Origin of the sequence: Pseudomonas sp. CFBP13509, from assembly GCF_005233485.1 — a bacterium.
GTDB classification, from domain to species: Bacteria; Pseudomonadota; Gammaproteobacteria; order Pseudomonadales; family Pseudomonadaceae; genus Aquipseudomonas; species Aquipseudomonas marginalis.
Genome location: NZ_QGAA01000022.1, coordinates 17,975 through 36,297 on the forward strand (window position 1 = coordinate 17,975; position 18,323 = coordinate 36,297).

The 18,323-nt window shown below is 62.0% G+C and carries 15 protein-coding genes and 1 pseudogene; 5 read left to right on the forward strand and 11 right to left on the reverse strand.

What is annotated here, in order from left to right:
- Positions 1-7 precede the first annotated feature (7 nt).
- The 7 genes from PspCFBP13509_RS26860 to PspCFBP13509_RS26890 all read right to left on the reverse strand — a co-directional run bounded on the left by PspCFBP13509_RS26860 (position 8) and on the right by PspCFBP13509_RS26890 (position 9,102).
- The gene (locus PspCFBP13509_RS26860; RefSeq protein ID WP_065926902.1) at positions 8-784 is read right to left on the reverse strand and encodes a polysaccharide biosynthesis/export family protein; all 777 of its coding nucleotides are present in this window, start codon (positions 782-784) and stop codon (positions 8-10) included.
- A 29-nt stretch (positions 785-813) separates the two neighbouring features.
- Positions 814-1,725, reverse strand: a complete 912-nt coding sequence (locus tag PspCFBP13509_RS26865; protein ID WP_137212926.1) for a glycosyltransferase family 2 protein — start codon at positions 1,723-1,725, stop codon at positions 814-816.
- A gap of 1 nt (position 1,726) precedes the next feature.
- Positions 1,727-3,187, reverse strand: a complete 1,461-nt coding sequence (locus PspCFBP13509_RS26870; RefSeq protein ID WP_065947051.1) for a mannose-1-phosphate guanylyltransferase/mannose-6-phosphate isomerase — start codon at positions 3,185-3,187, stop codon at positions 1,727-1,729.
- Positions 3,187-4,626 (reverse strand): undecaprenyl-phosphate glucose phosphotransferase, encoded by a 1,440-nt coding sequence (locus PspCFBP13509_RS26875; protein WP_065926905.1) that lies wholly within the window; start codon positions 4,624-4,626, stop codon positions 3,187-3,189. Before PspCFBP13509_RS26875 ends, PspCFBP13509_RS26870 begins: the two co-directional genes overlap by 1 nt.
- Positions 4,627-5,056: 430 nt before the next feature.
- Positions 5,057-7,543 carry a TonB-dependent siderophore receptor gene (locus PspCFBP13509_RS26880; RefSeq protein WP_137212927.1) on the reverse strand — a complete coding sequence of 829 codons (2,487 nt, stop codon included), beginning with the start codon at positions 7,541-7,543 and terminating at the stop codon, positions 5,057-5,059.
- A 106-nt stretch (positions 7,544-7,649) separates the two neighbouring features.
- Entirely contained in the window at positions 7,650-8,600 is a 951-nt protein-coding gene (locus PspCFBP13509_RS26885) for a FecR domain-containing protein (RefSeq protein WP_137212928.1), read from the reverse strand.
- Positions 8,587-9,102, reverse strand: coding sequence for a sigma-70 family RNA polymerase sigma factor (locus tag PspCFBP13509_RS26890; protein WP_053132260.1), 516 nt, complete (start codon positions 9,100-9,102; stop codon positions 8,587-8,589). Before PspCFBP13509_RS26890 ends, PspCFBP13509_RS26885 begins: the two co-directional genes overlap by 14 nt.
- A 160-nt stretch (positions 9,103-9,262) precedes the next feature.
- Here PspCFBP13509_RS26890 and PspCFBP13509_RS26895 point away from each other — a divergent pair, with 160 nt between their 5' ends.
- On the forward strand, positions 9,263-9,892 hold the full coding sequence (locus PspCFBP13509_RS26895) for a LysE family translocator (protein ID WP_074845793.1): 630 nt from the start codon (positions 9,263-9,265) through the stop codon (positions 9,890-9,892).
- 181 nt (positions 9,893-10,073) lie between these two features.
- Here the strand turns inward: PspCFBP13509_RS26895 and inhA are convergent, their stop codons facing one another.
- Positions 10,074-10,754, reverse strand: a complete 681-nt coding sequence (gene inhA, locus PspCFBP13509_RS26900) for an isonitrile hydratase (protein ID WP_137212929.1) — start codon at positions 10,752-10,754, stop codon at positions 10,074-10,076.
- 90 nt (positions 10,755-10,844) lie between these two features.
- Here inhA and PspCFBP13509_RS26905 point away from each other — a divergent pair, with 90 nt between their 5' ends.
- The gene (locus PspCFBP13509_RS26905; protein ID WP_137212930.1) at positions 10,845-11,813 is read left to right on the forward strand and encodes a GlxA family transcriptional regulator; all 969 of its coding nucleotides are present in this window, start codon (positions 10,845-10,847) and stop codon (positions 11,811-11,813) included.
- Here the strand turns inward: PspCFBP13509_RS26905 and PspCFBP13509_RS26910 are convergent.
- The 3 genes from PspCFBP13509_RS26910 to PspCFBP13509_RS26920 form a co-directional block, all read right to left on the reverse strand.
- Complete coding sequence (locus tag PspCFBP13509_RS26910) at positions 11,810-12,709, reverse strand: alpha/beta fold hydrolase (RefSeq protein ID WP_065926910.1); 900 nt, start codon at positions 12,707-12,709, stop codon at positions 11,810-11,812. The two genes, PspCFBP13509_RS26905 and PspCFBP13509_RS26910, sit on opposite strands and share 4 nt — an antisense overlap.
- A 75-nt stretch (positions 12,710-12,784) precedes the next feature.
- Positions 12,785-14,611, reverse strand: coding sequence for a glycoside hydrolase family 15 protein (locus PspCFBP13509_RS26915; protein WP_137212931.1), 1,827 nt, complete (start codon positions 14,609-14,611; stop codon positions 12,785-12,787).
- Positions 14,604-15,404: a glucose 1-dehydrogenase gene (locus PspCFBP13509_RS26920; protein WP_074845258.1), complete on the reverse strand. Its 801-nt coding sequence runs from the start codon at positions 15,402-15,404 to the stop codon at positions 14,604-14,606. Before PspCFBP13509_RS26920 ends, PspCFBP13509_RS26915 begins: the two co-directional genes overlap by 8 nt.
- Before the next feature lie 253 nt (positions 15,405-15,657).
- Here PspCFBP13509_RS26920 and PspCFBP13509_RS32045 point away from each other — a divergent pair.
- From PspCFBP13509_RS32045 to PspCFBP13509_RS26935, 3 genes and pseudogenes are all read left to right on the forward strand, one after another.
- Positions 15,658-16,248: pseudogene (locus tag PspCFBP13509_RS32045) on the forward strand (HAD family hydrolase); the annotation flags it as partial.
- A 123-nt stretch (positions 16,249-16,371) separates the two neighbouring features.
- Positions 16,372-17,595: a transaldolase family protein gene (locus tag PspCFBP13509_RS32050; protein ID WP_065947056.1), complete on the forward strand. Its 1,224-nt coding sequence runs from the start codon at positions 16,372-16,374 to the stop codon at positions 17,593-17,595.
- Entirely contained in the window at positions 17,592-18,320 is a 729-nt protein-coding gene (locus PspCFBP13509_RS26935) for a sulfotransferase-like domain-containing protein (RefSeq protein WP_137212932.1), read from the forward strand. The genes PspCFBP13509_RS32050 and PspCFBP13509_RS26935 overlap by 4 nt, the downstream gene beginning before the upstream one ends.
- The last annotated feature ends 3 nt before the right edge of the window (positions 18,321-18,323 follow it).

Genomic DNA, 18,323 nt, shown 5'->3' on the forward strand with positions numbered 1-18,323 from the left:
CGCTCCTTTAATTGCTGCCGCCGCTGGTTCGCGTGTAGTTGTAGCCGACCCCGATGGACTTGGTGAACGGAATCAGTTGGTTCATGTAGGTGTCCACGCCCTGGATGCGCTCGCCGACGTTGGACTTGGGCACGAACACCACATCGCCGCGTTGCAGGCGCACCGGCTTGCGTCCGTTGGCGCCGGTCTTGAGGAGCTGGCTGAAGTCCAGGAAGTAAGCACGATAGGCGCCCTGGGCATCTTCGCGCAGCAGCGCGACCATGCTCGCGTTGCCCGCCGGGCTGACCCCGCCGGCGCCGACAATCGCCTGCTCCAGGGTGTTGGCCGTGGCGATCTGCACCGCCGTGGGGTTATTCACCGCACCGCCGACGATCACCGAGTTGCTCGGCGCCTGGTTGATGTTCACCGTCACCCGGGGTTCGCGGTAGGTCGCCGCGAGCTCGTGGGTCAACTGGGTGGCCAGCTCCGATGGCTGGCGCCCGGCAACCTGGATCGGCCCCAGGAACGGGTAGTTGATCTTGCCGTCGGTCTGCACCGTGTACAGCGTCAGCTCGTAGATGGTGCTGACGTTGAACGCCGACAGCGTCGGCATCTCGCCGGCATCGCGGACGATGCGCAACTGGTCGCCGATACGGATGCGTTCCACCGCCGGTGGCAGCTGGGCCAGTTGGTCGAGGGCGCGCTTGCCGTCCTCGACGGTCTTGCTGTCCGGTGGCTCGATACGCGCCGGGGTGTTGCAGGCGGCCAGGGTCAGCATGGCCAGGGCGAGCACGCTTCGCTTCATCAAGGGGGACTTCCTGTGGGTCATGCTGCTCACCTCCAATAACCGGGAAACATGCTGATGCGCCGCTTGAGGGCGAGCGGCAGGCGGCGTTCAAGATGGCCCAGGCGGTAACCGAGCAGTTTGAACACGCTGCGCACCAGCACCTCGGGCACGCGGTGCAAGGCGCCGGCTTTGCGCAGCGCCGCGAGTTCGGCCAGCACATAGCGTTTGCCCTCGCCACCCGCGTCGCCAAAGGCCTGCTTGATCCACGGCTCGCGGCCGTAGAACACGCCAATGTCGAAGTAGCGGTGAAACTCGTCCATGAGTTTGTAATCGTGGGAGTGATGCACCAGCGCGGTGGCGGCGTAGCGCACCTTGTAGCCGTCGAGCAGCATGCGTGCGGCCACAAAGGCGTCTTCGCTTCCGATCACGTCGGCAGGGAAGCCACCGACGGCCTGCAACACACTGCGCCGGTATACCGAAAACGAGTCGGAGCTGAAGCAGGTCTTGATCCCAAGCTCCGGTGCATCGGCCAGGCTTTTGCTGCGGCTGTGTTCCGGGTAGTTGAAGTGCCGCGATTGCGCGCCCAGCACGCCCGCATCGGGATGGGGCAATTGCCGCCCGTAGGCGATGCCGTTGAGCGGGTCCTGCTGCAATTCATCGAGCAGGTTGGCAAAGGTCTCGGGAGTGGCGGGGATGGCGTCCTGGGTCATCACGATCAGTGCGTCGCCACCCACCTGTTCGCTGGCCCAGCGGCGGGTGCCGCCGTGGTTGAAGTCACGGGCGTCGATCACCTCGACCCGCGCGCCGAACGCTCGAAAGCGCGCCACGGTGTCATCGCTGGAGGCGCTGTCCACCACCAGCATCTCGTCAGGTTGCAGGGTTTGCATCTTCAGCGCGGGCAGCAGGCGTGCCAGGTGGCTGGAGGCGTTACGGGTGGGGATGATCAATGAAGTGCGCATGTCATTTTTTCGCCTCGGCAGGCGCGCGGCCGTAGATGTCGTCGAAGCGCACGATGTCGTCTTCGCCCAGGTACTCGCCGCTCTGCACTTCGATCATCACCAGGTCGATGATGCCGGGGTTGGTCAGCCGGTGTTTGTGCCCGGCGGGAATGTAGGTGGACTCGTTGGCGTTGATCAGGAATTCGCGGTCGCCATTGGTGATCTGTGCCGCGCCGCTGACCACCACCCAGTGTTCGCTGCGGTGGTGGTGCATCTGCAACGACAGCGAGGCCAGGGGCTTGACCACGATGCGCTTGATCTTGAAGCGACTGCTTTCCTCCAGCACGGTGTAGGTGCCCCACGGCCGGGTCACCGTGCGGTGCAGGCTGTACGCCGGATGATTCTGGCGCTTGAGCTCGGCGACGATGTAGCGCACATCCTGGCTGCGGTGGGCGTCGGCGATCAGCAGCGCGTCGGGGGTGTCGACGATGATCAGGTCGCGCACCCCAACGGCGCCCAACACGCGCTTGGGCGAGTCGATGTAGCAGTTGTGCACGTCATGCAAAATCGCTTCGCCATTGACCTGGTTGCCATGGGCATCGCTGGGGGTGAGCTGGCGCAGCGCTTCCCAGGACCCGATGTCGCTCCAGCCAATGTCACAGGGCACCACGGCCACTTGCCGGGACTTTTCCATCAAGGCCACGTCGATGGAAATATCCGGCGCACTGCCGAACGCATCCGCATCCAGTTCACGTTGACGCGAGGTTATGTTCTGCAGGCTCTGGCTGTGCTCCAGCGCGGCGCGTGCGGCCTCCAGCACGTCAGGTGCATGGGTGGCGAGCTCATCCACCAGGGTGCTGGCCTTGAAGCAGAACATGCCGGCGTTCCACAGGTGCTTGCCGCCGTCCAGATAGGCCTGGGCGGTGGCCAGGTCGGGTTTCTCGACGAAGCGTTTGACCCGGTAGCCCTGGCTCAGCGCCTCGCCTTGCTCGATATAGCCAAAACCGGTTTCCGCGTGGTCGGGCTGGATGCCGAACGTCACCAGGTAGCCGGCTTCGGCCAGGTCGCGGGCCTGGGTCACGGCCTCGGCGAACGCCACTTCATTGAGGATCAGGTGGTCGGCGGGCATCACGAGCAACTGTGCGTCGCCGCCGAAATGCTCCTGCACATGCAGGGCCGCCACGGCGATGGCCGCCGCCGTGTTGCGCCCGAACGGTTCCAGCAGCAGGTCCAGGGGCAGGCGGGCGTTGTTCACTCCGCGGTAGTCATCGAGGGTACGAAACAACAGGTCGCGGTTGGTCACCGTGAGCACGCTTTCCACGCCGGGCAGTTTGGCCGCGCGCAGGAAGGTTTTTTGCAGCAGGCTCTGACCATCGCGCATGCGCATGAAGGGCTTGGGCATGTTCTGCCGCGACACCGGCCACAGTCGAGTGCCCGAACCACCGGAAACGATGCAGGGAATTAATCCGTTGAGGGTCTTCATCAATAGACTTCCTTGGTGGAAAGGACGGCCGGGACCGTCATGAAAACGATGTACAGGTCAAACCACACCGACCACTTGGAGATGTACTCCAGGTCGTACTCGACACGTTTCTGGATCTTGAACAGGGTGTCGGTCTCACCCCGGTAACCGTTGATCTGCGCCCAGCCGGTGATCCCCGGTTTCACGCGGTGGCGCGAGCTGTACTCGCTCACCGCCACTTCGAAGGGTATGCCGGCGGCCTTGGTCGCCGTGGCATGGGGGCGCGGGCCGACCATGGACATGTTGCCCAGCAGCACGTTGAACAACTGCGGCAGCTCGTCGATGCTGGTCTTGCGGATGATGCGCCCCACCCGGGTAATGCGCGGGTCTGCGCGGGTGGTCTGGCGTTCGGCGGTGAAGTCGCTCTGGTCGGTGTACATCGAGCGGAACTTGAACACGCGGATTTCGTTGTCGTTGTAGCCAAAGCGGTTCTGGCGAAACAGGATCGGCCCTTTGGAGTCGAGCTTGATCGCAATCGCCGTCGCCACCATCACAGGGGACAGCGCCACCAGGGCCAGGCTGGCCAGCAGCACATCCTCCAGGCGCTTGATCACCGGCGACCAGCCACGCAACGGCAATTGCGAGGTGTTGAACATCAGGATCCCGCCCACGTCGGTGATGCGGCTATGGCCGTAGCGCAGCGCGGCCATGTCGGGCACCAGCATCACGTTCACCGACATCTGCCGCAGGCGGTTGACCAACCCATGGATGCGCTGCTCGGCGGCCCAGGGCAGGCAGATCATCACTTGGTTGACCTGCTCGGCGCGGATGAGTTTTTCCAGCTCACGGGTGTTGCCCAGCAGTGGCAGGTTGCTCAATTCCTTGGGGATCCGCTCGGTGCGATCGTCGATAAAGCCGATCAGGCCGGAGCGGATATCACCGTTGCGTTGCAGGTGGTCGGCGACGTGCATGGCGGTGTCGGTAAAGCCCAGGATCACCGTACGTTGCAGGTATTTGCCCTTGCGCATCAGGCTGCGGTACAGGCGCAGCATCAGCAGGCGCTCAAGGCAGAACAACCCGAGGCTGGCGAAGTACCAGGCCACCAGGTTACGCGGGGTCAATTGCGGGAAAAACTGCAGGATCTGGTACATGAACAACAGGATGCAAAACGCCGCCGACCATGCCTTCACCTTGGTTTTCAGGCGCAGTCGGTTGCTGAACAGTTCTTCGGAATAGATGCCCAGGGCCTGGAACAGAATGATCGTCAGGACCGCGAAAAATACCAGCAGGCCGAGGAAGTGCCCGCGCAGTTCAGGGTCCATCGGGTCGATGAACATCACCAGGATCAACGGGGGCAAAATGGCACTCAGGCCATGTATGAACTTGACGAAAACAACAAAGAACTCAACAAAACCGGCGCGCGTTAAAAACAGGCTGTCGACGGACGACTTCTCTCGCATAAAACATCCCTCATTGCACGCCAGAGCTATTGTTTGGATGTTTGTTCAATAAAGCAGCGAACTGCTTTAGAGGGCACTTCCAACTACGGCTACTCTGGGTAATACGCAACTATCAATTCAAATGCAGCTATCCATTTGAAGGGAATTTGCGGGGGTAGTGACTACAGGAGTGTTCCCTTAATCAACTTGTCAATGAATTGACGATGGTGCGGAGGTGGCAGGGCAGACAGGTTTATCAGTGTTTTGTTCGGCATTTTATTGACATTCCTTGTCCGGGTACGCGGTGATTGGGTGTGTTTTTGAGTGTAGAAACAAATGCAGGATTTTTCCTGCATAAAGGAAAAACCTTTTTTCAAAGGCGGTAGGAAGGGGGGGCAAAGAGGGGTTGGCAGGGCGCACGAAGTGCCCTGCCTGCGGGACTTTCGCCAGATCAGAAGTTGCCTTTCAAACTCACCGTAAAATTTCGCGGCTCGCCATAAAAGTTACCCCAGGAGGCTGTACCCACCGTGTTGTAGTAACTTTTGTCGAACAGATTGTTGCCGTTGAGTGCGACGGTCCAAGTGTCGTCGATACGGTACGCCACACGGGCACTCCAGGTTGCGTAACCGGCCTGTTCGAGCTTGATGGTCTGCACGCGGTAATTGCTGCTCTGGGCGTTGACGCCGGTGCCCACGCTCCATTTCGACAGGGCGCCGTCGAGCTGGTAGTCGCCCCACATGCGCAGCATGTGTCGAGGTACGTAGGTGTTGGACGTGCCGCCTTCCAGGGCGGTATCGATGTTCTTCAGGGACTTGGTCTGGGTGTAGGTGTAGCCGCCGGATACCTGCAGGCGCTCGAGGACTTCACCGCTGATTTCCGCCTCCACGCCCTGGGCGCGCACCTTGCCGCTGTCGGTGTAGCAATAGCCGTCGGCGGAGGTCGGGCACTGGGCGATGTAATCGGATTCGGCCGCGTTTTTCTCGACGGCGCGGAACAGCGCCAGGGAGCTGTTCAGGCGCCCGTCGAACCATTCGCCCTTGATACCCAGCTCGTAGTTGTCACCGATCTTCGGCTTGAGCGCGGCGCCATCGAGCGTGGCATAGGAACTTTGCGGCTGGAAGATATCCGCGTAGCTGGCGTACACCGACAGGTGCTCGTTGAGGTCGTAGATCAGTGCGGCAAACGGCGTCACTTCACCGGTTTCCCGGGTGCGGGCATCCTGCAAGGCCCACTCGCCCCAGGCCAGGTTGTTGGACTGGCGACGGTTCTCGTACCAGCTCACGCGGCTGCCTACGATAAACATCAACGGCTCGGCCAGGCGCAGGCGCAAGGTGGTGTAGGCGCCGTACTGGGTGGCGGTTTCCTTCACCGTGCCGCCGCGATACATGTTCGGCCAGAAGGTGCTGTTGGCCGGCTCCGGGAAATGGTGGTCGGGTTGGTAGATGCCCTGGCGCCTGGGCAGGTTCTGGATCGCGTACACATCGTCCTGGGTACCACGGCTGCCATTGGCACCGAGGATCAGTTCGTGTTCCAGCCCGAAGGCTTCGAACTTGCCGTCCACATAGGCATCGAGACCGAAGTCCTTGTGGTCGTAGTCCATCAGCGCCGCATAGGAGTTGGCCGTAGGCGTCGGGTTGCCGTAGGCAATGGTGCCTTCGCTGGCGGCGTATTTGGTGTCTTGCAGGTTGCGGCTGTGCACGGCCGCAACCTTGAGTTTCCAGTCATCGTTGAAGGAGTGGGTGAGATCGGCGAAGAAGGTGGTGCGCCGGCTTTGCCAGTCGTTCCAGGATTGGCCCAGGCAGGTGGAGCGGCTGAGGTGGGCGCTTTTGCCGTCGGCATAGCGCGGCAGGCCGCCCCAGCACGGTGTGGCGTCGACGTCTTCATGGCTGGCGCCGAAGCCCAGGGTGGTGTCGGCGCTGAGATCGACATCCAGGGCGCCATAGAAAGCCTGGTCCTGGCGCTTGGAAATATCCATGTAGGAACCGCGATTCTGTTGGCTGATCGCCGCGCGGCCGCGCACCGTACCGCTGTCATTCAGCGGGCCGCCGGTGTCGACGTCGGCGCGGTAGTTGTCCCAGGTGCCGGCGGACAGCGAAAGGCTGGTGGTGGGCTTGGCCTGGGGCCGCTTGCGCACGAAGTTCACCGCGCCGCTGGCGGTGCCGGCGCCCTTGAGCATGCCGGCCGCGCCCTTGAGCACTTCGACGCGGTCGTAGATCGCCATGTTCGCGCTGAAGCTGTCGGCCTGCACGTAGTCCTTGCCCATGTCCAGGGGCACGCCATCGTACTGGTACTGGCCGAGCATCTTGAAACCACGGGAATAAAAATATTTGCCGCCCATGGGCGATTCGTAGGTGGTGATCCCGGGCGTGCGTTCCATGACGTCATCGATGGTGGTGAGGTTCTGGTCATCCATCAATTGGCGGGTCATCACACTCACCGATTGCGGCGTTTCCCGCAGGCTGTGTTCGCCCTTGCCGATCGTCACCGCGCCCGTGGTGTAGGCCCCGGTGCCATCGGTGGTGGCGCCCAACCGCTCACCAGTGACTGTGGTGGCGCCCAGGTTCAGCGCGCCGCTGTCGGCCACTTGCGGCAACAGCAGCCAGGTACTGTTGCCCTGGCGCTGGGCTTGCAGGCCCTGGCCACGCAGCAACCGGTCGAGCGCCTGCTCGCGGTCCAGGCGACCACTCAGGCCCGGGCTGGTCTTGCCGGCGACGCTGGTGGCGTCGTACGACAGGCTGATGCCGGCCTGACGGGCGAACTGGTCCAGTGCCGTGGCCAGGGAACCGGCTGCAATGTTCCAGTCGCGGGCCTGGGTGTCGCTGGCCGGCGTTTCGGCCCATGCGAACGGCGGCGCGGCTGCGCAGCTCAGGCAGGCGCCGAGCAAGGCGGCGTGCACCGCGTGCTTGAGGGGGGAACGTGGGGAGGGGAACGCTTGCATGACCGCGGGATGCTCCTGAAGGAAGTGAACAGAACCGGCCTGTTGATCGGCCTTTCCTTACAGGTCGAGCGGCAATGAGAATTCACCTCATTTATTTTCGAGAATGTTAAACGCGGGCGGTGACGGTCACCCAGTAGCGGCTGCGGTAAGTGACATCGAGCTTGAGTGATTGCGCTACCAGGCCCAGCACTTGATCGGTGTCGTCCAACTGATAAGTGCCCGACACTCGCAACCCGGCCACCGCTTCGCTGCAGCGCAGCAGGCCGTTGCGGTAGCGGCCCAGTTCGGCGAGGAAAGCATCCAGGCGCATGTCCCGGGCGCTGATCACGCCTTCGCTCCAGGCCCAAGGGTCCAGGCCATTGGCGACCAGAGAACGAATGCCACTGCGGTCGAACAGCACCTGTTCGCCGGGGTTGATCACTTGGCGCGCGCCGGCGGCGTGGTTGTCGGCAAACACCGCCACCGTGCCCTGCTGCACGGCGAGCATGGTGCCTTGGGCGTCTTCGCGCACCAGGAAGCGCGTGCCGAGGGCGCGCAGGTAACCGTCACGGGTCTGTACCCAGAAGGGCCGCGTGTCGGCACCGGTATTGACCAGTATTTCACCCTGGCGCAACTGCACCAGGCGCCGCTCCTGAGTCAATACCGCGTCGAATGCGCTGGCGCTGTTCAGTTGGATGCGGCTGCCGTCGTTCAACGCCACCCAACGCCGTTCGCCGGTGGCAGTGCGGTAGTCGGCCATCAAGGCGGGCAGCGGGGTGTAGTCGCGGCCGAACCAGGTCAGGCCGGCCGTACCGGCCACCAGGCCGAGCAGCTTCAACCCTTCACGGCGGCTGATACGTCGACGCGCCCCGTGCAGGGCGTGGCGGCCGACCTGCGCGGGCAGGTGGCTGAACTCATCATTCATCGTCGCCACCCGTTGCCAGACCTGCTGGTGTTCGGCGCTGGTGTGCAGCCATCGCTCGAACGCAGCGGTGCTCGCGTCGTCGGCGACGTTGAAGCGCAGCTTGATCATCCACTGGATGGCCTGGTCGACCAGGCGCGGGTCAGAGGTCGGCATAGCGCAACCGATAGCAGGCGTGCAGCGCCTTGGACAGGTCACGCTCCACCGTAGCCTTGGACACCCCGAGGCGCAGGGCGATCTGCGCACAGGTCAGGCCGTCCAGTTGCGCCAACAGGAATGCTTCACGCACCCGCGGCTTGAGCTGGTCGAGCAGGCGGTCGATGCGTTCCAGACTGTCGAGAATCAGCAGGCGGGTTTCTTCCGACGGCACGTCGGCCTGGGGGAAATGCGCAAGGCTTTCGAGGTAGGCGCGCTCCAGTTCGCGGCGCCGGTACTGGTCGATCATCAAGCTGCGGGCGATGCTGCTCAGGTACGCGCGCGGCTGCAGTACGGCCTGCTGTTTGCGTGCGTTGAGCAGGCGCACAAAGGTTTCCTGCGCCAGGTCGGCGGCACGTTCACGGCAACCGGTGCGCCGGCTCAACCAGCCGCGCAGCCAGGAGTGATGGGTGTGGTAAAGCTGGCCGATAGCGGCATGGTCCAGTGGGTGATCGCTCGACATGGGCATCCTGGCGCAGCAGTCTTAATTGATAATGTTTCGCATTCTAGACGCTGGTCGTGGCCATTCGCAATTGCCGATGAACAATGTATCCAGCACAATTTTTTGTTCGCCCCAGGCCCACGCACTAATCTGCAGGCTTTTCCCGGTGGACGGCTTGAGCATGATCGACTTTGCGACCCTGGCAGTTTTTTCAGGTGCTGTGCTGTTGTTGCTGTTATCCCCGGGGCCGAACATGGCCTTTGTGATCAGCCATGGCGTCACCCACGGCTGGCGCGGGGGAGTGGCCTCGGCCCTGGGCATCGGTGTCGCCGACATACTGCTGAGCGCATTGACCGCCAGCGGGGTAACGGCGTTGGTCGCCAGTTGGCCGCCATCCTTTGACGTGATCCGCTGTGCGGGTGTGGTCTACCTGCTGTGGCTGGTGTTCAAGACGCTGCAGAAAAAAACTGGGCTGGAGACTGCCCGCCCGCACCGTGTGCCCCTTGGCCGGGTGTTTCTGCAGGCGATGCTCAACAGCCTGCTCAACCCCAAGGCGTTGCTGTTTTTTGTGGTGTTTTTGCCGCAGTTCGTACGGCCGCAGGCCGGCTCCATCGCCGTGCAGTTGATGCTGTTGGGGGGCGTGCTGACTTTGATCGCTGGGGTGTTTCACCTGCTGCTGGGCATATTCGGCGGGGTGCTGAGCCGCTTCCTCGCCAGGCGCCCAAGAGCCGCCTGGCTACAGAAATGGGGCTTGGCGACGGTGCTGAGCGTGTTGGCGGTGCGCCTGGCGGTGATGTCGCGCCCAGCCTGACCCCATGAGGTGAAGGGATTGTGCGGCGAGCAAGCGGTCTGTGGCCAAACGAGCTTGTTGTGGTGAACGAGCTTGTTGTGGTGAGCGAGCTTGCTCGCGCTGGGCTGCGCAGCAGCCCCTCCAAAGCTTGGGGCCGCTTCGCGCCCCAGCGCGAGCAAGCTCGCTCACCACAGGTACCGGCTCAGCCCAGCCGTGCTGCTGCGCGCGCGACGATTTCACCGCGCGCCCTGCGCGATTCGGCGGTGCGTTTGTTGGCTTCTTCCCGCACATGCGCAGGCGCTGTGTCAGGGCGACCCGAATCGAACGGCGGCGCCGGCGCATATTCAATCTGCAACTGCACCAGTTGCGCCGCCGCTTCGCTGTACAACTCCGCCGCCAGCACCAGGGCAAAGTCGATACCGGCGGTAATGCCACCCCCGGTGAACAGGTTGCCGTCACGCACCACGCGCTCCTGTACCGGGATGGCGCCGAGGGGGGCGAGCATGTCGTGGTAGGCCCAGTGCGTCGTCGCCTTGCGCCCGCGCAGCAACCCCGCCGCGCCGAGCACCAGCGAGCCGGTGCACACCGAGGTCACGTAGCGCGCGGTCTGCGCCTGGGCCTTGAGGAAGTCCAGGGTCTGCGGGTCTTCCATCAATGGGCCCACGCCGGAACCACCGGGCACGCAGATCACATCCAGCGTCGGGCAGTCGGCATAGGTCATGGTCGGCGTGAACACCAGGCCCGTGCTGGAGGTGACCGGCGCCAGGTCCTTCCATATCAGGTGCAGTTTCACGTCCGGCAGCGAACCCAATACGTCGTAGGGGCCGGTCAGGTCCAGTTGCTGAATGCCGGGGAACAACAGAAAGCCGATCTGCAAGGTCATGAATGAAGCTCCGAGAAAGGGGTAGACGACCTCACTCTAGCGGCCTAGGCTTTGGCGAATACGCCATTGAACCCACGAATCACGCCAACCATGCCCAGAATTGTTCACGTACTCGCTTTCGAGAATGCCCAGGTGCTCGACGTCACCGGGCCGCTGCAGGTGTTTGCATCGGCCAATGACCTGGCGCGCCAGCGTGGCGTGCCGTTGCCTTATGCGGTCACGGTGATCGCCGACCAGGCCGGACCGGTGATGACCTCCGCCGGCCTGGCGCTGGTGGCCGAGCCGTTGCCTGCGGTCGACCAGCCCTGCGACACCCTGGTGATCGCGGGCGGCTGGGGCGTGTACGGCGCCGCTGAAAAGCCTGCGCTGGTGGATTGGGTGCGCGAAAAAGCCCGGCACACTCGGCGCATGGCGTCGGTGTGTACCGGTGCGTTTTTGCTGGCGGCCAGTGGCTTGCTCGATGGTTGTCGCGTCGCCACCCACTGGACCCGTTGCGAAGAACTGGCGCGCAAGTTTCCGGCGTTGACCGTGGAGCCCAACCCGATCTTTATCCAGCAGGGCGCGGTGTGGACCTCCGCCGGTGTCACCGCCGGTATCGACCTGTGCCTGGCTCTGGTGGAAGAAGACCTGGGCCGCGCCGTGGCCCTGGAAGTGGCGCGGCACCTGGTGGTGTTCCTGAAGCGCCCCGGCGGCCAGTCGCAATTCAGCGTGACCCTGTCCCTGCAAAAGGGCGGCAGCCGTTTCACCGAACTGCATGCCTGGATAGCCGAGCATCTGACCCTCGACCTGAGTATCCCGACCCTGGCCGCCCAGGCCGGCATGAGCGAGCGCAGCTTCGTGCGCCACTACCGCACTGAAACCGGCCAGACGCCCGCGCGCGCCGTCGAACTGATCCGCGTCGAAAGCGTCCGTCGGCAACTGGCGGACAGCACGGCGTCGATCAAGCGCATCGCCGTGCAGTGTGGTTTCGGCTGCGAAGAAACCTTGCGCCGCAGCTTTATGCGGGCCTTGTCGGTGACGCCCCAGGCCTACCGCGAGCGGTTCTCGCCGGTGGCCTAGGCGAGCAATTCAAACAGGGCGTCGAGGGTGGCCCGCGGTGCTTCCTGGGGAATATTGTGGCCCACACCGGGCAACACCTCCCGCCGGTAAAAAGCGCTGAAATGCTCCACGTCGTCATCCTCTTGCGACGGCGGGCCCACGCCGTCATCGGCGCCGCACAGCGAAATACTCGGCACCGCAATCGCCGGTTGCCGCGCCAGGGCCTGCTCGATGGCTTCCAGCGCCGGATCGCCAGGCGCATACATGAAACGATGGCGATAGGAATGAATCACCACCTCGACAAAGTCCGGGTTATCGAATGACGGCGCCGTCTGCCCATACAGCCCTGGCCCGTCGGCCCAGGACGGCGACCACAGCGACCACAGCAACTCACAGAGTTCGCGGCGATTGGCCGTCAGCCCGTCCACACCGCGCTGGGTGTGAAAGTAGAACTGGTACCACAACCGATGTTCCGTCACCGGCGCCCGTGGCTGGCGCGACCTGGCAATGTCCTGGATGTTATAGCCATCGCCCGTTACCAGCCCGCGTACCCGTTCCGGCCACAGGGCCGCGACGATACACGCGGCACGCCCGCCCCAGTCATACCCGGCCAGGGTGGCGCGCGGGATCGACAGCGCATCCATGAAATCCAGCAGATCCTTGCCCAGCGCCGCCTGTTGGCCGGAGCGCATCACCTGCGCGTTGATAAACCGCGTAGGGCCATAACCGCGCAGGTACGGCACCAGCACCCGGTAGCCGCGTTCGGCCAGCACCGGCGCAATCTCGTCATAGCCGCGAGGGTCATAAGGGAAACCATGCAGCAGGATCACAGGCTCGCCGTCAATGGGACCGTGGGTTTCATACGCCACATCGAGCATGGAGGTGCGCACGTAGAGGAGTGGGGCGGTGATGGTCATGGTGGACTCCTGTCAGGTGTTGAAACTCTAGTCGAAAGACATGACGGGATGCCCTGCCTGTAAAGGCAGGGCGCCTCAGGGCTGCCAGGTCGTCTTCTCGCCACTGAGCTTGCGGTCCAGGAACGTCGCCGCGCTGATCAACGCCAGATGGCTCAACGCCTGGGGCGTATTGCCCAGGTGGCGGGCCTGGCTGTCGAACTCTTCGGCATACAGGCCCAGCGGGTTGGCGTAGCGCAGCAGTTGTTCGAATTCCAGGTGGGCCTTCTCCACTTGCCCGGCGCGGGCCAGGCATTCGACGTACCAGAACGAGCAGGCGGCGAATGCGCCTTCGGTGCCTTGCAAGCCGTCGATCGCGTTGTCGTCGTTGCGGTAGCGGTAGACCATCCCGTCGCGCACCAGGCTTTTCTGGATCGCCTGCAACGTGCTCAGCCAGCGCGGGTCGGTGGCGGCGACAAAACGCACCAGCGGCATCAGCAGCATCGAACCGTCCAGTGCGGTGCTGCCGATGTGCTGCACAAAATGCCCGCGTTCTTCGTTCCAGAAGTTGCTCCAGATATCGGCATAGATCGCCTGGCGGGTCTGGTCCCAACGTGCAAACGGCGCCGGCAACGAGCGCTTGGAGGCCAGGCGGATCGCACGGTCCAGGGCCACCCAGCACATCAGCCGCGAATGCAGGAAGTGATGCTGCTCGCCGCGCATTTCCCAGATGCCCACGTCTTTGCGGTTCCAGATTTCACACACCTGGTCAGCGACTTCCACCGTGTGTTTCCAGCCCTCGTGGGAGATGGCTTCGCCGTACTTGTTGACCAAGTACACCGCGTCCATCAACTCGCCATAAATATCCAGCTGGACCTGGTCGACCGCGCCATTGCCGATGCGCACCGGCTTGGCGCCGCCGTGGCCGCTGAGGTGCTCCAGCGTGGTTTCGGGCAGCTCCTGGCGGCCGTCGATGCCGTACAGGATATTGATCTTGGTCGGCTGGCCACAGCAGTCGCTGACCCGGCCCTTGAGCCAGCGCATATAGGCGTTGGCCTCGTCGACAAAGCCCAGGCGCATAAAGGCGTAGACGGTAAACGAGGCGTCGCGGATCCAGGTGTAGCGGTAGTCCCAGTTGCGTTCGCCCGCAGGCGTTTCCGGCAAGCCGAAGGTGGCGGCGGCGATGATTGCGCCGTGTTTGCGCGAGGTCAGCAGCTTGAGGGCCAGGGCCGAGCGGTTGACCATTTCGCGCCAGCGCCCGCAGTAGTTCGACTGCGCGATCCAGCCGCGCCAGAACTTCAAGGTGTGGGCCAGGGCCAGGTCGGTGCAGACACTCGCCACACGCTCATCGTCCTGGCCGCCGAGTACGAACTCGGCGCCTTCTTCCTGATCCAGGGTGAAGCGGGCCACGGCGGCGTTATCTTCGATCTGCAACGGATGGCTGCCGCACAGGCGCATGCCCGGCTGGCCATCGGCGTTGAAACAGATGCTGGCGTTATCCAGGCTCGCCTCGGTGGTGGCGCGCGCGTAGTCATGGCGCACGGCGCAGCGCAGATGGAGGGTGGCCGTGCCGCTGACCACGCGTACGCGGCGAATCAGCAGGGGCAAGTCGTCGATTTCTTCGCTGATGACCAGCAGGTCGGTGATTTCCACCACGGCTTCATCGCTGAGCCAACGGGTTTGCAGCACATTGGTGTCGGGCAGGTAGATCTGTTCGCGGCGGGCGTTGGGCAGGTCCGGGGTGAGTTGGAACGTGCCGGCATCGGGGGTGTCCAGCAGTGAGCAGAAGATCGACGGGCTGTCGAACTCCGGCCAGCAGAAGAAATCGATGCTGCCTTTATCGTTCACCAGCGCCGCGCTGCGCATATCGCCGATGATGCCGTGGGCATCGATGGCGCTTTGTGGTTCGTTTTTCAAATCAACCATTGTCACGAAACTCCGGGTAAAGGCTCATGCCGCCATCAATGAAGAGGGTGCTGCCGACCACGTAATCCGAGGCGTCACTGGCCAGCCATACCACGGCGTTGGCCACGTCCTCCACATCGCCGACCCGGCCATAGGGGATCAACTTGAGCAGCTCCTGTTCCGCCGCGCCTTCGGTGGCGGCACGGTTGATCGCCGTACGAATCGCCCCCGGCGCAATGCCGTTGATACGGATGCGCTGTTCACTGACCTCCTGGGCGAGGGTGCGCATCAGCATCTCAACGCCGCCCTTGGACGCCGCGTAATTCACATGCCCGGCCCAGGGGATCAACTGGTGCACCGAGCTCATGTGGATGATTTTGCCGGCGGCGCGGGATACGCCTTCACGGATGCCCTGGCGCTTGAAGAGGCGTACCGCCGCCCGGGCACAGAGGAACTGGCCGGTGAGGTTGACGCCGATCACGGCGTTCCAGTCGTCGAGGGTCATGTCGACCACGGCGGCGTCCTTCTGCATGCCGGAGTTGGCCACCAGGATGTCCAGATGGCCGAACGCCTCGAGGGTCTTTGCGAACAGGCGTTCCACATCGGCTTCTTTCGACACGTCGGCGCCGATGGCAATCGCCCGGCCGCCCTCGGCGTTGATCTGCTCTGCCAACGCCTCGGCGGGCGCGGCCTGGCTGTTGTAATTGAGCACCACCGCAGCGCCGGCTTGCGCCAGGGCCCTGGCCGCACCGGCGCCGATACCGGAACTGGCGCCCGTTACCAGCGCCACTTGTTGCTCCAACGAGATATGCATTGCCCACCCGACCTTGAATTCGTGAGTTCAAGTAGCTGACTGACGGCGCATAACGGAAGTTCAGCCGTGTGAAATTAGCGACTACAACCATGGTGGAAAATGGAATAACAGAAGAATAAAAAATAACCATAAGATACTAAAAAACCGCTAAAAAGCGTTTGACAGGGTTTTTTGCCCCGTGTCTTATAAGCACACCTCAACCCGCTCCGCTGGTAGTTCGGAAGTCATGCGGAGTCACCTATAAGAGATGCCTATGTGTTCATCGGCAGCTATAGGGGAACTACCAGAGCAGGGAGCTACGACGTTGCCTAAGTTAGTTATTTTCGATTGCGACGGTGTACTCGTCCAAAGCGAAGAGATCACCCTGTCTGTATTGATCGGCATGCTTAATGCACACGTACAGGACGGCAAGACACTGGATAGTGCGTATTTCATTGAGCACTTTCGTGGAAGAAAGATTGCCGATTGTCTGCGCGAAGCAGAACAGTTAATGGGTATTTGTTTGACTCCTCAGTTTGAAGAGGACTTCCGAGTTCGAGCGCTGGAAGCATTGACGCTTAATGTGAAAGCGACTGATGGGGTACTTGACGTATTGGAAGTGCTGGGAATTCCCTATTGCGTAGCCTCGAGTGCGCCGCGCAATAAGATCGAACAGTGTTTACGCCTTGTGGGGTTGTTGCCTTATTTCGAAGGGCGAATATTCAGTTGTTATGAATTGGGGCGTTGGAAGCCTGATCCGCTGGTGTTTTTAACGGCGTGTGAAACTTACAACGTCGAACCCTGTGATGCGCTGGTGATTGAAGACAGTGTCACAGGGATTCAAGCCGCCGTGGCAGCCACTATAAAAGTCCTGGGTTTTGGTCCGTTGTCTCGACATCGAATATTGGCCGAAGCCGGCGCGTTACCTTTTGCCGATATGCGTGAGTTACCGACCCTCATTGATCACGTTACTCAAGGAGCAAGTGTTGTGGGCACACTGGGTTATATAGAGCGACTTAAACGTAATGATCCCTGTTCGGAAGTGTGGTGGGATTCGTCGCCCGTGGTGTACGCACCGTATAAACAGCATTTGTTGGACAAGTACCCGGCAGCCGCCGCCCATATCGAACAGTTGATGCCGCAGGATCTCTCCCAGCCCTGGGGCTTCAGCAGTGTGACCACCAACCCCCGGCTGGTGACGGCGACGATCCTCGACAAGAAAGAGTACTGGTCGTCGCGTTTTAATCTGGCCAGCCTGTCTCCCGGCGAATTGCGCAAGCAACTCTACAACGAAGTGATTGCAGAGGGCGCTTCGACGCTCAAGCCGCTGTGGGTGCAATCGGCCCAGGCCGACGGCTGGATATGCGCCCAAGTCGACCCGTCGGATGTGCGGTGCAGCGAACGCATGACCGCACGAGGCCTGGAGCTGCATCGCCTGGCCGCGAATGTGATGGTCAAAGTGCCGGGCAGCCTGGAGGGTTTCGCGACGATCGAACACCTGGTGGCCCAAGGCGTTTCGGTCAATATCACGTTCTGCTTCACCGTTTCGCAATTCCATGCCGGTATCCAGGCAATAGAGCGGGGCATCGCCTGCGCCCGCCGCAATGGCGTCGACACCGGCTGTTGCAAGTATGTGATCACCTTTATGATCGGGCGTTTTTCCTGCCAGCCCGAGTTCGCCTTGCAGGCCGCCGAGCGTGGCCTGGCGCTGGGCCCGGAGGACATGCGCTGGGCCGAGCTGATGATTTACCAGCAGATCCAGGCCCTGGTCGCGGCCTCGAAGGTGCCGGTCAAGACCCTGCTTTCCAGTATCAAGGTCGACGTTGACGAACGTGGCCACAAGCACTGCTGGCACCTGGAAAAGACCGGGCTGACCACCACGTGCTACACGCTGACGCCGGAGGTGGTGGAGTTTCTGATCGAGCGTGAAAGCCACGGCAAACCGGTGGCACCCGCCTGTGAACCCCAGCAGGCGCCGGCTGAGACGTTCGCCCGGCTCATCCGCATTCCGTACTTCTGCGAAGCCTATTTCATCGACAGCATCGAGCCCTACGACTTTGGCAATCATGAGGCGTTTATCAACGCCTGCAACGAAGCCAACAGTGCGCATCGGCGCCTGACCGACTACTGCGTGCGCCTGTGCCCGGTGACGAAGCCTTTCGCACGCTCGCTCAACGCCATCCTGGCCGCTGAATACGGGGTGCTGGCATGAACAAGATGGTCGGGTTGTGGGCGCACCCGCGTTCCCGTTCCACGGTGTTGGAGCGTGTGTTTATCGAGCGAGGGGATTTTGAGGTTTTCCACGAGCCGTTTGCCCATATGGCATTTTCCGCAGATTCAATGATTCCTTCGGATGAATGGGACCACAGTTTGCCCACCACGTATCAAGGTATAAAAGAGCAACTGCTCAAGGCCCGGGAAAGTACCAATGTCTTTCACAAAGACATGTGTTACCACTGCCTGGATGACTTGAAAGTTGACCGGGACTTCCTGGCGCAACAACACAATGTTTTTATTATTCGCGAGCCCGCCAGCAGCATTGTTTCCCATCATCGGGTACACCCCGATATGCCCGTGCAGGCCATCGGGCATAAAGCCTTGTACGAGATATTTTGTGTGGTCACCAAACTCATCGGAAAAGTGCCTTATGTGATTAATGCCGATGACCTCGCCGCCGAGCCGGAGCGTGTCATTCGTAAACTGTGTGACTACTTGCAGATTGAATTTTTGCCCCGTGCCATGACATGGAAACGTGAATGTCCACGACAGTGGAAAACCTGGAGAAGTTGGCATGTGGCGGCGGAGAACAGTGAACGCATTGCTCTGCCGGATAAACCTGCTATCGATATGGATACTTTCGATCAGTCGCCAAAATTAAAAGCCTTTTACGAATACCACCGACCCTTCTACGCACGCATGAATGAATTTTGCCAATAAGGA

Excerpts from the sequence above, each read along its gene's own strand:
- PspCFBP13509_RS26885 (WP_137212928.1), bottom strand. The coding sequence starts at position 8,600 with ATGCCGACCTCTGACCCGCGCCTGGTCGACCAGGCCATCCAGTGGATG.
- PspCFBP13509_RS26890 (WP_053132260.1), bottom strand. The coding sequence starts at position 9,102 with ATGTCGAGCGATCACCCACTGGACCATGCCGCTATCGGCCAGCTTTAC.
- PspCFBP13509_RS26915 (WP_137212931.1), bottom strand. The coding sequence starts at position 14,611 with ATGGTTGATTTGAAAAACGAACCACAAAGCGCCATCGATGCCCACGGC.
- PspCFBP13509_RS26935 (WP_137212932.1), top strand. The coding sequence starts at position 17,592 with ATGAACAAGATGGTCGGGTTGTGGGCGCACCCGCGTTCCCGTTCCACG.
- inhA (WP_137212929.1), bottom strand. The coding sequence starts at position 10,754 with ATGACCTTGCAGATCGGCTTTCTGTTGTTCCCCGGCATTCAGCAACTG.
- PspCFBP13509_RS26865 (WP_137212926.1), bottom strand. The coding sequence starts at position 1,725 with ATGCGCACTTCATTGATCATCCCCACCCGTAACGCCTCCAGCCACCTG.
- PspCFBP13509_RS26920 (WP_074845258.1), bottom strand. The coding sequence starts at position 15,404 with ATGCATATCTCGTTGGAGCAACAAGTGGCGCTGGTAACGGGCGCCAGT.
- PspCFBP13509_RS26860 (WP_065926902.1), bottom strand. The coding sequence starts at position 784 with ATGAAGCGAAGCGTGCTCGCCCTGGCCATGCTGACCCTGGCCGCCTGC.
- PspCFBP13509_RS26895 (WP_074845793.1), top strand. The coding sequence starts at position 9,263 with ATGATCGACTTTGCGACCCTGGCAGTTTTTTCAGGTGCTGTGCTGTTG.
- PspCFBP13509_RS26910 (WP_065926910.1), bottom strand. The coding sequence starts at position 12,709 with ATGACCATCACCGCCCCACTCCTCTACGTGCGCACCTCCATGCTCGAT.
- PspCFBP13509_RS26875 (WP_065926905.1), bottom strand. The coding sequence starts at position 4,626 with ATGCGAGAGAAGTCGTCCGTCGACAGCCTGTTTTTAACGCGCGCCGGT.
- PspCFBP13509_RS26870 (WP_065947051.1), bottom strand. The coding sequence starts at position 3,187 with ATGAAGACCCTCAACGGATTAATTCCCTGCATCGTTTCCGGTGGTTCG.
- PspCFBP13509_RS26880 (WP_137212927.1), bottom strand. The coding sequence starts at position 7,543 with ATGCAAGCGTTCCCCTCCCCACGTTCCCCCCTCAAGCACGCGGTGCAC.
- PspCFBP13509_RS26905 (WP_137212930.1), top strand. The coding sequence starts at position 10,845 with ATGCCCAGAATTGTTCACGTACTCGCTTTCGAGAATGCCCAGGTGCTC.